This window comes from Endobacterium cereale (assembly GCF_009617585.1).
In the GTDB taxonomy this organism is placed as follows: Bacteria; Pseudomonadota; Alphaproteobacteria; order Rhizobiales; family Rhizobiaceae; genus Neorhizobium; species Neorhizobium cereale.
Window position 1 is genome coordinate 100,513 of the sequence record NZ_WIXI01000048.1, and the last position, 14,743, is coordinate 115,255.

Here is a 14,743-nt window from a genome sequence, read left to right on the forward strand (position 1 = left end):
GCCTCGCATTAATGATTGCCGCCTAAAATACGCGGGCTGCGATCCTGGATGGATACCCTCCTCCGAGGAAAGCTCAAAGCTGATAATGGCGGATCAATGGTTACCAATCCCTCTCGTGGTATCGAGAATGCTAACGGACGCTTGTGTTTTCTGGTTCGGGGCCTGGATGGTGGCGGCGCGCAGCGCGATGCCATTCTCCTCGCCAATGAGTTGCAGAGAAATGGCATAGACACGGCGATTGTCACGCTGCAGAGTTCAGGCCCGCTGAACGCACTGATCAGCCCGGATGTGCCGGTCATCGACTTGGGCGATGGCACCAAAATACGGCTCGCCTTCGCCGGACCAGCGATCCGCAGGCTGATGGTAAAAGGGCGGCCAAAAGGCGTGGTTTCGGCCGAAGCCGCACCCAATGCGCTTTTAGCGATGGCATCGCGTTTCGTTCCGAAAGCATCGCGCCCCTGGATCATCCTGCGTGAGGCGGCAAGCCCGGTTCAGGCACGACTGAACGATCCCTACTGGCAGAACCGGCTGGCCTATCGGATGGCACCAAAACTCTATCCGATGGCGGATGTGGTGATGACGCTGACGGAGGGCGCTCGCAACGACCTGATCGAACAGTTTTCCGTGCCTCGGCAAAAGATCGTCAATCTTGGCACCAATGCGGTGATCACACCGGCGATCCGCGCTGAGATCGACGGCAGCCTGCGTGCGCCCGAGCCGGGCCATATCTTTTCCGTAGGGCGACTTTCGCCGGAGAAAGGATTTGTGACGCTGATCGAGGCGTTTGCGTTGCTGCGAAAGCAACGGCCGGCGAAACTGACAATTGTCGGCGAGGGATCGGAAAGGCCGAACCTCGAAGCAAAAATCGTCGAACTGGGCGTGACCAGCGATGTCGATCTTCCCGGCCACCATCCCCATCCGATCGAAGCGCTTTCAAGAGCATCGCTGTTCGTTTCCTCCTCGAGCCATGAGGGACTGGGCAATGCGATTATCGAGGCGATGGCCTGCGGTATTCCGGTAGCATGTACGGACGCACCGCATGGGCCGCGCGAAATATTGCAGGGTGGCGCACTCGGGCCTCTGGTGCCGGTGGGCGATGCGAAGGAACTGGCTGGCGCCATGGCGGATGTTCTCGACAAGCCGACCGATATCAATGCGCTGCGGGAACGCGCGATGCAGTTTTCGGTCGAGCGCGCGTCACAAGCATTCGAAGACGTGCTTTTGAAAATGAGGCTTCCGCTTCGAAGTAACCATTAACACAGAACGATACTTACCCGATGCCGCAATCTGGATTAAAGAAACGGCATCAATCTATCGGGGGCGGTATGACGGATAATGGTGCAGACCGCGGCATGCGGTCAAACTCACCGCAGGAAATTCTCTATGGATTTTCCCGCAAGATCGGCAGGCACGTACATTTCAGGCCATATAGTCTGAAACTGGATGAGGCTGTCGTTGCTTTTACTTTCGACGACTTTCCCGTGTCCTGCTATCAGAACGCGGCACCAGCTCTGGAAGACGCCGGTATGCGCGGGACCTTCTATCTGGCAAGCGGCTTGATGGGGCGCTACGAAAACGGCCAGTTGATTGTCGATGAAGCAATGGTGCGCGACCTCTCCGACAAGGGGCACGAAATCGGCGGCCATACCCATGACCATGTCAATGTGCAGCGCACCCCGCTTTCCGACCTGAAGGAAGACGTTCGTCGCAACGACCGGATCATTTCCGAGATCGTCGGCCATTCGAAACCGGTCTCCTTCGCCTATCCGTTCGGCATGATTTCGGTCATGTCAAAGCTGACCCTGATGAACCGCTATCCGGTGCTGCGGGGCATCAAGGTCGGCACCAATCACGGCATTATCGACCTCGCGCATCTGCAGGCGCAGGAGCTTTATGATTGTTCGCAGGATTCAGGCTCTATCGACGCCATGCTGGACGATGCCCAACGCCGCAAGGGCTGGCTGATCTTTTATACCCACGACGTGCGCCCCGACCCGACCAATATCGGCTGCACGCCGCGCTTCTTCTCCGAAGTGGTGGAGAAGGTGCGCAAGCGCGGCATGAAGGTTGAAACCGTGATCGATACGGTGAACCGTCTGGGAATTGCCTAGGATTATTTCCCGGTGAGCGCGTCACGCAGTTCGACGCGCCATTTCTTGCCGAGATAATCCCACGGGCCGAACTCGTCGGATGAGAAATCCCAATACGCCCATGTGAAGCCGCGTCTTTCGGCTTCGTCGCGCATGATGCGGGTATAACGCACACGATCCTCGTAACCGGCAATGGAATTGGCTCCGAATTCGCCGAGAAAGATCGGGCGCTTGTTCTCGCGTGACCATTCCACGGCGATATCCAGAGGCTCGTTGATCTTGGCGATCTGTGCCTTGGAGCAGCAGGGTGTGCCGACCCACTTTGCCGAATTTTCGATCCAGCTTGCGCCCTGCATGGTAAAATCGAACGGCGCGTAATTGTGGACCGACACGATCAGGCGGCGGTCGTCTTTCGGCAGTTCCAGCGTTTCCAAACCCCAGGCCGTCGCCCAGTTGCCGGCATCGACGATGACAAACCGCTCCGGATTGCTCTTGCGGATCACGGCAAGCGTGTCAGCGACCAGCTGGTTCCAGACATCGCCATCGGTATTGCCGTGCGGCTCGTTATAAATCTCGAACAGAACTTTTTCGACCGGCTGCGAACGATACCGCTCGGCGATCTGTTGCCAGATGAGCGTGAAACGTTCGCGCAGGCTCTCGTCGGAAAGGTCGGCTCGCCTCTCGCCTTCATCCAGCGGATCGCCATCCATCTGCCGGTAATGGTGAAAATCGATAATGATTGTGAGATCTTCCGCCAACGCCGATTCCACCGCGTCATCGACATGACGCATGAAGGCTTCGTCCAGTGCATAGGGCACCGTCAAGCCGGCGTGATTGCTGAATCGAACCGGCAGGCGAACTGTGGCAAACCCGCCGTCCCTTACGGCCTTGAAAAGCGTGCGATCGAGGTGCTTTGCGCGATCGACGGCATCGGGGGCTTCCAGAATGCCGCCAAAATTGACGCCACGACCGAGGGCTGCGGTCTGTTCTTCCGCGGTGCGCGGAGATTGGGCGGCAACGGTGTCGCCAAGAAGCAGCAGCAGGCAGACGGCGAGACCCTGACGCAACGAAAACAGTTGAAATTTCAAGCGTCTCACCCTTCTGGCGCAACAGATATGACCCACATGATACATGAAACCCGCGCCCCGCGGCGACGCTTCACCCTTCGTGGTTAAGCCGCCGCAAACCGCCGCCATTCAGCCTTGGCAAATTCTTAATGCGACATCTCTAATCTAATCAGCCTGACGGAAAGGTGCCTATCGGGCATCGACAAGATGGAGCCCAGCCAGTGCCGACAGACAGCGAAATCGCCACCGGCAGACCGGCCGCCCCGCGGGCAAGCCTTGCCGCGCGACTGCTGTTCATCGGCGTATTCCTGCTCTACTGGGTCACGCTGACGCCGTTTACCGACCTGAGCGTCGACCCTTCCACGTCAAAGCCGCCGGGCTGGACGCAAGGTATCATGGTGCTTTTGACCCTGATGCTGGTTGCCTTTGCCGCGACCAATGCGCAGGCCCGCAAACTCGTCTTACAGCCCCGCCTCGTGTTCGGCACGCTGTTCTTCTGGCTGCTGCTGACCGCCATTCTGTCTGTCGATCCAGCCGGCGCCCTCAAACGCTCGATCATCGCCATCATGGTCACACTCAGCGCCGGCATCCTTCTGCTCTTGCCCGCAAGCGAAGAGGAATTTGCGCGACTGCTGGGCAAGAGCGTACTGATCGTGCTGGGGCTTTGCTATTTCGGCGTGATTTTCGTGCCCTATCTCTCGATCCATCAGCCCAACGACTTTCTGGAGCCGGAACATGCCGGGCTGTGGCGTGGCCTCTACGTTCAGAAGAACGAGGCAGGCGGCGTGATGGCCATGTTCTGCTTTTTCGGGCTCTATCTGGCGCGCTCCTGGTCCCGCGTGATCGGACTTGCCATCTTTGCCGGCTCCGCGCTCTTCCTGCTCAAGACCGGCGCCAAGACATCGACGGCACTGATGCCGGTCATTCTGGTTCTGGCATTTGTCTTCGAGCGCTTTCGCTGGGCACGGGTGCCCATCGTTTTCGGCGGTGTCGGTCTTATCAACTTTTCCACTGTCGGGGTGGTTGCCCTGCCGGCCGTGCGCGAGTTCGTAACCTCACTCGGCATCGACGCAACGTTTACCGCGCGCGCCGACATCTGGAATCTCGCACTCGCAGCAATCGCCGAAAATCCGGTCTTCGGATATGGGTTTGATAGTTTCTGGGGTACTAACACACTGGTGAACAGTGACCTCGGAGCCTTCACCTGGGCCGTAAAAGCAGTAGATGCACACAATGCCTACGTAGACGCCATGGTTAACATGGGATTACCAGGCCTCTTTATTCTGATAGCTTGTCTACTTTACGTCCCGCTAAGAAGCTTTAATATTCAAAGTGATCGGAACAATTCTAACAATATTTCCCGGTTGTTCTTAAGAATTTGGCTCTACGGTATCTTTCTGGCCTGCTTGGAGAGTGTCTTCTTGGCGCGATCCGGCCCATTTTGGTTCACGTTGTCCGCAGCAATGTTCGGCTTGGCTTACCAGGCTCGCTGCAGCATCGTCAGAGATACGGAGTCTGGGACAGTTCATGACAGAGCTTTCGCCCCGAGGCGTCCCATCGCAATGGGATAATGATAACAACCACACATCCGCTGAGCACAACCTTCTGGGGTTCAACTTCACCACGTGGAATGAAGAGGTCATGCTGGCGGCGCTGGCAACGCCCGCTCCGCGCGCGGAAGGCCTGCAACTGCTTGTCACGGCCAATGTCGATCATATCGTGCGCCTGACCAAGGATGCCGAATTTCGCGCGGCCTATCGCTCCGCCTGGAAGGCCGTGGTCGATGGCATGCCCGTCATGATCTATGCCCGTCTGCGTGGCGCCCCCATTCCCGGCCGCCTTTCAGGCTCCGACCTGTTTCCTAAAATTCTGCGTCGCCTGTCTCCGGGACAACATCGCCTGCTTTTCGTCTGCCCGGATGAAGAGACCGCCATCAAGCTGAACGAGCGTATTCGCGAACTGGGCTTTACGGACCATCTATCCATTACCGCGCCGATGGGATTTGAGAAAAACGAGGCCTTCGGCACCTGGCTGACCTCTCTTGCCCGCAAGCAGCAGACGACGCATCTTTTCCTTGGCCTCGGCGCGCCGAAATCGGAAAAATGGATGGCGCAGCATCGACACGACCTGCCGGATTGCTACGGCATGGCCTTTGGTGCCGCCCTGCAGTTTTACGCCGGCACCAAACGCCGGGCCCCCTGGATCGTGTCGAAACTCGGTTTCGAATTCCTCTGGCGGGTGGCCAGCGAGCCACGCCGTCTGGCCAAGCGGTATTTTGTGTCGTCCTGGCCGTTTCTGCTTGCCGTGGCGCGCGATCTTGCCGGCAAACCGATTGCCGGTTTCAATGATCCGGCGATCGTGCCGCAGGAAATCGAAAAGAAGCGGGCATCCTGAAGCAGTCAGCCCACAGAACAGAATGGCCGGGTTCAACGCCCGGCCGTTTTCGTTTGCGACATCCGTCGCCAGTTGCGCCATGGCGCATCGTTGTTCGTGCATGTCGTATTCTGAAGAGGTGGCGCATGTTACTCCTCATAAGATCGCCGGACATTTCGAAGCACGAGGCATGCAATGGCAGAATTTCCGAGCAAGGCTAAAGTCGTCATCATCGGGCTCGGCGGTATCGTCGGCGCCTCGATCGCCCATCACCTGATCGAGCGCGGATGGGACGACATCGTCGGCATCGACAAGTCGGGCATCCCGACCGATATCGGCTCCACCGCCCACGCCTCGGATTTCTGTTACACGACCAGCCACGATTACCTGTCGGTCTGGACCACCCAGTATTCGATCGATTTCTACGAGAAGATGGGACATTACGCCCGCATCGGCGGTCTGGAAGTGGCGCGCACCGGCGACGACACGTGGATGGAGGAGATCAAGCGCAAGGTCACCTCGGGCAAGGCTTTTGGCACCAATGTCCGCCTCGTCACGCCGTCCGAAATCAAGGAAATGTTCCCGCTGATCGAGGAGGATCAGGTTCAGGGTGGCATGTTCGATCCCGACGCCGGTCTCGTCATTCCGCGCAGCCAGACCGTTGCCGGCAAGCTTGTCGATGCCGGTGAAAAGGCGGGCAAGCTAAAGGTTTTCGGCAATACGCCGGCAACATCGCTGATCGTCGAAGGCGGCCGGATCAAGGGCGTCGTCACTCATCGCGGCACGATCATGGCCGATCACGTCATCGTCTGCGCCGGCATCTGGGGCCGCCTGATCGCCGAAATGGTCGGCGAAGACCTGCCCGTCATGCCGGTCGATCATCCGCTGACCTTTTTCGGCCCCTATAACGAATTCGAAGGCACGGGCAAGGAGATCGGTTTTCCGCTGCTGCGCGACCAGGGCAATTCGGCTTACATGCGCGATACCGGCGATCCGAAAACGACCGAGGGTGGCCAGATCGAGTGGGGTTATTACGAAACCACCAATCCGCGCCTCTGCCACCCCCGCGACATTTTGGAAAAACACGAAGCACGCCTGTCGCCGTCGCAGCGCGACCTCGACATGGAACAGATCCTCGAGCCGCTGGAAAAGGCGATCGAGCTGACGCCCATTCTCGGCGAGCTTGGTTATAACGAAGGCCATTCCTTCAATGGCCTGCTGCAGGTATCGGCCGGCGGTGGTGCTTCCTGCGGCGAAAGCCAGAAGGTGCGTGGACTGTGGTATTGCGTGGCGATCTGGGTGAAAGACGGCCCGGCCTACGGCAAGCTGATTGCCGACTGGATGACCGACGGCCGCACCGAGGTCGACCACAATTCGATCGATTACGCACGGTTCTATCCGCATCAGCTGGAAGAAAAGTTCATCGAGGGCCGCACCTATGAGGCTGCCCAAAAGATCTACTTCCCGGCCGTGCATCCCCGCGAGCCTTACGCGACCGGTCGCGGCGCGAAAAAATCGCCGTTCCATGAGCGTGAAAAAGAACTCGGCGGTCATTTCATGGAACTTGGCGGCTGGGAGCGTGCCCACGGTTACGCCGCCAACGAGCACCTCTTGGAAAAATACGGCAATCAGGTGCCGGAGCGCGAGAACGAATGGGACAGCCGCCATTTCTGGCGCGTTTCGAATGCCGAACATCTGGCGATGAGCGAGGATGTCGGCATCGTCAACCTCAGCCACTTCCATATGGTCGATATCGAAGGGCCCGATCATGTCGAGCTGCTGGAGTGGCTGTGCGCGGCAAAGATCGGTGGTGACGGCAATATCGGCAAGGGCATCTACACCCACTTCCTCGATGACGAGGGCATGGTGCGCGCCGACTTTACCGTGTTCCGCATGGAAGACCGTGGCCGTCTGGTGAACGGCGCAGATGCCGGCCCGCGCGATTATCATTACATGAAGCGCGTGGCGGCGGATCGCGGCCTCGATGTCACCATTACCGACGTCTCCGAAAAATTCATCACCATCGGCATCTGGGGTCCGAATGCCCGCGAGACGCTGAAGAAAGTGGTTGCCGATCCGGATGGTCTGAACATCGAGAACTTCACATTCGCGGCCATCAAGCCGATCGAGATCGCCGGCAAGCAGGTCTCCGCCTTCCGCATTTCCTATGTCGGCGAACAGGGCTGGGAACTGCACATGAAATACGAGGACGGCCTAGCCGTCTGGGACGCGCTGCGCGCTACCGGCGTGATGGCATTTGGTGTCGAGACCTATGCCAATTCGCGCCGCATGGAAAAATCGCTGCGCCTGCAGAACGGCGATCTACTGACCCAATACAACCTGATCGAAGCCGATCTGGCGCGCCCGAAGGTGAAGGAAGCGGATTTCCGCGGCAAGGCAAAACACCTGGAATACAAGGCGCGGGAAAACCAGCCGGCCATGCTGTGCACGCTGGTGATGACCGAAAACACCGATGCCTCGGGTATCAAACGATATCCGGTCGGCAACCTGCCGGTCATGGACCCGGATACGGGCGCGGTTCTGGTCGATGAGCTCGGTCGGCGCTCCTACACGACCTCAATCGCCTATGGTCCGACGGTGGGCAAGAACATCGCGCTTGCCTATCTGCCGTGGTCGCATGCCCAAGTCGGGCGCAAGCTCAATGTCGAATATTTTGCGGAAAGCTATCCGGTGGAAGTTGTGAGTGTCGGTTACAAGCCGATCTACGACCCGGAGAACTTGAAGCCGCGGAGCTGAGAGCGGGGAGACGGGCGCAAGAAGCGCCGCCCCCTCACCCCCCTCGTGCTGCAAGAGCGATCGCATCCGCCACCTCATCGGCGCGATCTTCCAGCGTGCTGGTGGCGACACGCAGATGATGGCTGGGAAGGAAGGAGAACTTGTTGCCCGGCTGCACAGCAATGCCGCGCGCCGCGAGCGTGACCATGGCAAACGGCTCGCTTTCGACCTTCACCCATGCGCAGAGGCCGCTGCCGACCGTCGCCTCGACACCGCGCGCAGCGAGTTTCTCCGTCAGCCCGTCGCGCCGCGTCTTGTAGATGCCACGCGCTGTCGTAATCATCTCGGCTGTTGTCTCGTCGCGCAGCAGCCAGGCGCCGGCGGCCTGCAGAATGCGGCTCGTCCAGGCGGCGCTGAAGCTGCGATAGGACTGTATCTGTTCGACGATCGCCTTTGTGCTCGAAAGCACTGCGAGGCGCAGGTCCGGCCCGTGGGTTTTCGAAAAGGACAGGATGTGGATAACGCGATCGGGGAATTCGTTGCCGAGTGAATGACGCCCGCTTTCGGCAATGTCGGCGACACCATCATCCTCGATGATCAGCGTATCGCTGCCGCGCAAAATGTCCGCCAGTTCCCACATTCGCCCTGCAGTCACGGTGCGACCGGTTACCGAATGGAGGCGCGGCTGGAACAGGAAGGCCACCGGCTTGTAGCGCATCGCCTCCTGAAGTGACGATGGGATAGGCCCGTCCTGATCGCATTTCACCGGGATGATTCGTGCACCCTGATGTTCGAGAATATCCAGAAGGCGCATGGCCGTCGGCTCTTCGATGGCGACAGGCGCACCCGGTGTAACCAGCGCCTGAATGGCGGTGTAGACGGCGTTGTAACCACCGTTCATGGTCAAAAATGCCTCAGCCTCGTAAGGCCATTGCTTGCGGACTTCCGTTTCCAGTTCCGGCAGTATCCGGCTGCGCTCATAGCTGTTGAGATCCTCCGCCGAGGCACCATAGGCGAGCGCCTTTGCAAGCGGCGGCAGCAGTTTTTGATCCGGCACGGCCATGGTCAGATCGAGTGCATCAGGGCCATAACGACCGGAGCTGGCCAGCCGTTCCGGCTTGGCGATGAAACGATCACCGCTTACCCAGGTACCGTTTCGACCCCTGCCCGTGATGATTTTCTGCTTTCGGAGCTCGCTCCACGCCTCGGAAATCGTCGCGGGGCTGACCCCCAGCGAAAAAGCGAGGTCGCGGATTGGAGGCAGTTTTGCGCCAACCGGCAGCGCGCCCGCGCGGATCAAGGCACTGGTTTCCAAAGCGATTCCGCGAATTGTGCGGTCGCTCAATTTTTCGGCAAACCAGGTTGAATTGTAGGCGTCGCTCATTTTCTCACCAAATTTAATGTTCAATAACGTAATAACATTTGATCAATCCAAAATGAACATTTTAATCTACGTCCATCAGCATTTTCTGAATGAGTAGCTCAAATGACACTGCGCCTTCGAATTGCACTTCGTGACTGGGATTACATGACACCGCTGGTTCTCGGCGACGTCACGTCCGACAAGCTCGATCTTCAGGTTGACCGCATCGGCACGCTGGTTTCCCATCTCGGCAAAGACCCCGACCATGACGCCGCGGAAATTTCCTTCAGCCGCTATACCCAGCTTCGTCACGATGGCGATGACACAGTCGTCGGTATCCCCAACTTCATCATGCGCGGTTTTCGTCATCGCTGCATCATGACCATGGGCAGTAGCGACATCACCACGCTTGGCCAGCTGAAAGGCAAGCGCATCGGCGTGACCGGCTGGCGCGACAGTGGCAACACCTGGACACGCGCGGCAGTGCGCCGCGAAGGTGTCGAGGTCAAGGATGCCATGTGGTATGCTGGCCGCCTCACCGAAGCTCATCCGATCACTGACCGTCTGGACGGATTTGGCCAGCCCGGCCTGATCGAGGCCTGCCCCGGTGAGAAGCCGATGGTCGATTTGTTGCGCGACGGCGGACTGGATGCGATTTTTACACCGTTCATGCCGAACGGTTATTTCGAACCAGGTTCACCCTTCCGTCAGGTTCTATCGGACTTCCGTTCGGAAGAGCGCCGTTATTTCGATGGTGTCGGCTATGTTCCCGGCATGCATCTGATCGGCATCAAGGCCGAAATCGTCGCCGAAAATCCGTGGGTAATCGCCGAGGTCAGCCGGTTGGTGGACGAGTCGCAGAAGATGTGGACCGAGAAGCGCCGCAAATATGCCGAGACCACGCCTTGGATGTTCGACGAAGTGCTGAAGACATCTCGCGAACTGCCCAAGGGTTGGGACGCCAGCGGCTTTGCCATCAACCGCAAGATGATTGACGATTTTGCCAAGGAACTGCATGCGCAAGGCATCATGAAACGTCACATGACGCCGGAAGAGCTTTTTGCATACGATACCGACGGCAGCCGCATCGGCTGAGCGGAATTCTGAAACCTTAGCCTCTCAAGAAACGTAGCTTTGTAAAACAAAGGGGAATGAACATGTCGCATAAGAAACTCATCGCTCTTGCATTGGTGGGCGTTGCCCTTGCCGGCGTTGCGAAAGCACAGGACGCCGCCATCAAACTGGAAATGGTCAAGGAACTGAACGACCGCCTGCCGGCCGACATCAAGGCCGCCGGCAAGATGACCTCAGTCAACAACGGCTCCTTCCCTCCTTATGAAATCGTCACCGGCACAGAAATGACCGGCGCCAGCGCCGACCTCACCGACGCGCTCGGCCAGGTTCTCGGCGTCAAGATCGACCACGCAACCGTCGGCGGCCTGCCGGCGCTGCTCGCCGGCGTCAACTCCAACCGCTACCAGTTCGCTTTCGGCCCGGTCGGTGACTTCAAGAGCCGCGAAGAAGCCAATGACTTCGTGGATTGGGTTCAGGAATTCGTGGTCTTCGCCGTTCAGAAGGGCAATCCGAAGGGCATCACCTCGCTCGACACCGCCTGTGGCCAGCGCATTGCCGTCATGGCCGGCGGCTCCGCCGAGCGCGTGATCCAGGCGCAGTCGGAAAAGTGCAAGACCGATGGCAAGGAAGCCGTTGCCGTGCAGTCCTACACCGACCAGCCGGCCTCGATCCTGTCTGTCCGCTCCAAGCGCGCCGATGCCTTCTTCTCCTCGCAGGCACCGCTGACCTATTTCGTTTCCCAGGCAAACGGCCAGCTGGAACTGACCGGCGTTGGTGAAAAGAACGGTTTCGACAGCCTGTATCAGGGCGCCGTCGTGCCAAAAGGTTCGCCGCTCGGTCCGCTCCTGAAGGATGCCGTCAAGGTTCTGATCGACAACGGCACCTATGCGACGATCATGAAAAAGTGGGGCCTTGAGAACAACATGCTCAAGGAGCCGGGCATCAACCTCGGTGGACAGCTGCCGAAATGAGCACCAACACTTCACCACGAGCAGCGCCTTCGGGCGCTGCGGATTTCCGCGATGTGGCGACCGCCCACGCGCCATTCCGTTACGGGCGTCTTGCGCTCTGGCTGATCGTAACGATCGTCGTCGTCGATTTCGGCTGGATCGTTGCCAATAACGAGAATTTCGGCTGGCCGGTCGTTGCCCAGTATTTCTTCGACCCGACCGTGCTGAGCGGGCTTTACGTCAGCCTTGGCCTCACCGTGATCGCCATGATCCTTGGCGTGGCGCTCGGCCTGATCATCGCCATCATGCGCATGTCCGACGACAGGCTGGCGAGCGGTTTTGCCTCGTTGTTCATCTGGTTCTTCCGCGGCACGCCGCTCTTGGTCCAGCTGATCTTCTGGTACAACATGTCGACACTGTTTCCGAACCTGTCGATCGCCATCCCGTTTGGCCCGACGCTTGCCAGCTGGGACACCAATTCGGTGATCACGCCGATGACGGCGGCGATTGTCGGCCTCGCGCTCAACGAAGCGGCCTATATGGCGGAAATCATCCGTGGCGGCCTTCTGTCCGTCGAGCGCGGACAGGCGGAAACCGCACAGGCTTTTGGCATGACCAAGGCCCGCGCGCTTCGCCGCATCATCATCCCGCAGGCGATGCGTTCCATCGTGCCGCCGACCGGCAATCAGCTGATCAGCATGATCAAGGCGACCTCGCTCGTCAGCGTCATCGCCATGGCCGACCTGCTCTATTCGGTTCAGTCGATCTATAACCGCACGTTCGAGATCGTTCCGATGCTGATGGTTGCGGTCATCTGGTACCTGCTGATCACCTCCGTCCTGAACATCGGTCAGAGCTATATCGAAGCCTATTACGGCCGCAGCGACCGCCGCAATGCAACGGCTGCCGCCAAACCGGCCGTTGTTACAGAGGAGGCAAGCCATTGACCGCTCTTGTCAAAGAAGTTGCTGTTGATGCAAAACCCCTCGTTCAGGCCCGCAATGTCCACAAGGCTTTCGACCAGCTCGAAGTCCTAAAGGGTATCGACCTCGATGTCGCGCCCGGCGAGGTCGTGGTTGTTCTTGGGCCGTCCGGCTCCGGCAAATCGACCTTTCTGCGCTGTATCAACCACCTCGAAAGCATCCAGCAGGGCTTTATCGAGGTGGATGGCGAGCAGATCGGCTACCGGGTGAAGAACGACCGGCTGGAAAAGCTGACCGATAACGGCATTGCCAAGCAGCGCCGCAAGATCGGCATGGTGTTCCAGCAGTTCAATCTCTACCCGCACATGACGGTGCTGCAGAACATCATCGAAGCGCCGGTCGGCGTTCACGGTGAAAGCCGCAAGGACGCGATCGAAAACGCGCGGCAGCTTCTGAAGCGCGTCGGCCTGTCGGAAAAAGAAGGCAATTATCCGCGCCAGCTTTCCGGCGGCCAGCAACAGCGCGTGGCGATTGCCCGAGCCTTGGCGATCAAGCCGAAACTAATGCTTTTCGATGAACCGACCTCGGCGCTCGATCCGGAACTCGTCGGCGAAGTGCTGGCGACGATGAAGGATCTGGCGAAACAGGGACTGACCATGATCGTCGTCACCCACGAGATCGGTTTTGCCAAGGAAGCTGCCGACCGCGTTGTCTTCATGGATGGCGGTGTCATCGTCGAACAGGGCAAGCCGGAAGATGTGATCGGCAACCCGCAGCATCCGCGCACACAAGCTTTTCTGTCGCGTTTCCTATAAACCATCCTCCCCGACTAGCCCCGGCCGAAAGGCCGGGGCCTTTTTCTTTGAAATTCAAGAAGTCTGGATAGATCATGCCAACTCAAGACAATCTTTACGCCCGCGTTGCCGATTTCGATGCGATGGAAGCCGAACTGAAGGCGACCCGCCAGCACCTGCACGCAAATCCGGAACTCTCCTTCGAAGAGGCCGAAACCGCCCGTTACGTGGCCGACAAGCTGGAAGGCTGGGGTTTTGACGTGACCCGCAATGTCGGTGGCCATGGCGTTGTTGCGACGATGAAGAACGGCACCGGCACGAAAAGCATCGGCATCCGCGCCGACATGGACGCGCTGCCGATCGCCGAGGAAACCGGTGTGGCCTATGCCAGCACGGTGCCCGGCAAGATGCATGCCTGCGGTCACGACGGCCACACGACCATGCTGCTCGGCGCTGCCGAATATCTGGCCCGCACAAAGCGTTTCAACGGCACCGTGACGCTGATTTTTCAGCCTGCGGAGGAAGCCGGCAAGAACAGTGGCGCGCAGAAAATGATCGAGGACGGCCTGTTCGATCGCTTTCCGATCGATGCCATCTTTGGCCTGCACAACCATCCGGGCATGCCGGCCGGCGCGCTTCTGACTCGTCCTGGCGCCATCATGGCGGGCGGCAATACGGTGAAGATCACCATCATCGGCAAGGGTGGCCATGCCTCGCGTCCGCACCTGACCGTCGACCCGGTGCTGATCGCCTGCAATCTCGTCGTGACGCTGCAATCGATCGTGTCGCGCAATGTCGATCCGACCCAGACGGCGGTCGTGACCGTCAGCACCATCCATGCGGGCAAGGCATCGAACGTCATACCGAACACCGCCGAAATTTCGATGAGCGTGCGCTATTTCGATCCGGCCGTGGCCGAACTGCTGGAAGAGCGTATCCGCAAGCTGACCCACAGCGTGGCGGAAGGCCATGGCGCGACGGCGGAAATCGAATACGAATACGGCTATCCAGTGGTCCTCAACTCGGAAGCCGAAACGGCGTTTGCGAATGAAGTGGCGCGGGAACTGGTTGGCGAGGAAAACGTCTCCACCTGCCCGCCTCTGCCGGGCAGCGAGGATTTTGCCTATTTCCTCCACCACCGCCCCGGCAGTTTCCTGCGTCTGGGCAACGGCAAGGATTCAGCCATCCTGCATTCGTCGAAATATGATTTCAACGACGGCAGTCTGACGACCGGTTCGGCCATGTGGGCGCGTCTGGCCGAGCGTTATCTCGACGCGTAAGCGGACCGATTTCCGACAACACAATAAAAAGCCTCCTGTGACACGTGTCACAGGAGGCTTTTTTTGTTTTGACGAATGTCTGAGTGACCTTCG

General features: G+C 58.9%; 12 protein-coding genes. 10 read left to right on the forward strand and 2 right to left on the reverse strand.

The annotated features are described in order from the left end of the window. Positions 1–96 precede the first annotated feature (96 nt). Positions 97–1,257: a glycosyltransferase gene (locus GAO09_RS20960; protein WP_209018780.1), complete on the forward strand. Its 1,161-nt coding sequence runs from the start codon at positions 97–99 to the stop codon at positions 1,255–1,257. 68 nt (positions 1,258–1,325) lie between these two features. After that, positions 1,326–2,111: a polysaccharide deacetylase family protein gene (locus tag GAO09_RS20965; RefSeq protein WP_209018781.1), complete on the forward strand. Its 786-nt coding sequence runs from the start codon at positions 1,326–1,328 to the stop codon at positions 2,109–2,111. 2 nt (positions 2,112–2,113) lie between these two features. Here GAO09_RS20965 and GAO09_RS20970 read toward each other — a convergent pair whose 3' ends face one another. After that, positions 2,114–3,178: a glycoside hydrolase family 5 protein gene (locus tag GAO09_RS20970; protein ID WP_209018782.1), complete on the reverse strand. Its 1,065-nt coding sequence runs from the start codon at positions 3,176–3,178 to the stop codon at positions 2,114–2,116. 200 nt (positions 3,179–3,378) lie between these two features. Between GAO09_RS20970 and GAO09_RS30375 the strand changes: the two genes are divergently transcribed. From GAO09_RS30375 to GAO09_RS20985, 3 genes are all read left to right on the forward strand, one after another. Further along, entirely contained in the window at positions 3,379–4,728 is a 1,350-nt protein-coding gene (locus tag GAO09_RS30375) for an O-antigen ligase family protein (protein WP_153357021.1), read from the forward strand. Next, on the forward strand, positions 4,685–5,551 hold the full coding sequence (locus GAO09_RS20980) for a WecB/TagA/CpsF family glycosyltransferase (protein WP_153357024.1): 867 nt from the start codon (positions 4,685–4,687) through the stop codon (positions 5,549–5,551). The genes GAO09_RS30375 and GAO09_RS20980 overlap by 44 nt, the downstream gene beginning before the upstream one ends. 174 nt (positions 5,552–5,725) lie before the next feature. Continuing rightward, positions 5,726–8,287 (forward strand): GcvT family protein, encoded by a 2,562-nt coding sequence (locus GAO09_RS20985; RefSeq protein WP_153357027.1) that lies wholly within the window; start codon positions 5,726–5,728, stop codon positions 8,285–8,287. 34 nt (positions 8,288–8,321) lie between these two features. Here the strand turns inward: GAO09_RS20985 and GAO09_RS20990 are convergent, their stop codons facing one another. After that, entirely contained in the window at positions 8,322–9,650 is a 1,329-nt protein-coding gene (locus GAO09_RS20990) for an aminotransferase-like domain-containing protein (RefSeq protein ID WP_153357030.1), read from the reverse strand. Positions 9,651–9,752: 102 nt separating this feature from the next. On the opposite strand from GAO09_RS20990, the gene GAO09_RS20995 reads away from it, so the two are divergent. From GAO09_RS20995 to GAO09_RS21015, 5 genes are all read left to right on the forward strand, one after another. Next, complete coding sequence (locus GAO09_RS20995) at positions 9,753–10,724, forward strand: substrate-binding domain-containing protein (RefSeq protein WP_153357033.1); 972 nt, start codon at positions 9,753–9,755, stop codon at positions 10,722–10,724. A 62-nt stretch (positions 10,725–10,786) separates the two neighbouring features. After that, a complete protein-coding gene (locus GAO09_RS21000) occupies positions 10,787–11,674 on the forward strand; it encodes an ABC transporter substrate-binding protein (protein WP_153357036.1) in 888 nt (295 codons plus the stop codon). Further along, on the forward strand, positions 11,671–12,600 hold the full coding sequence (locus GAO09_RS21005; protein ID WP_153357039.1) for an amino acid ABC transporter permease: 930 nt from the start codon (positions 11,671–11,673) through the stop codon (positions 12,598–12,600). The genes GAO09_RS21000 and GAO09_RS21005 overlap by 4 nt, the downstream gene beginning before the upstream one ends. Continuing rightward, positions 12,597–13,391 carry an amino acid ABC transporter ATP-binding protein gene (locus GAO09_RS21010; protein WP_153357042.1) on the forward strand — a complete coding sequence of 265 codons (795 nt, stop codon included), beginning with the start codon at positions 12,597–12,599 and terminating at the stop codon, positions 13,389–13,391. Before GAO09_RS21005 ends, GAO09_RS21010 begins: the two co-directional genes overlap by 4 nt. Before the next feature lie 74 nt (positions 13,392–13,465). Next, positions 13,466–14,650: a M20 aminoacylase family protein gene (locus tag GAO09_RS21015; protein WP_153357045.1), complete on the forward strand. Its 1,185-nt coding sequence runs from the start codon at positions 13,466–13,468 to the stop codon at positions 14,648–14,650. Positions 14,651–14,743 lie beyond the last annotated feature (93 nt).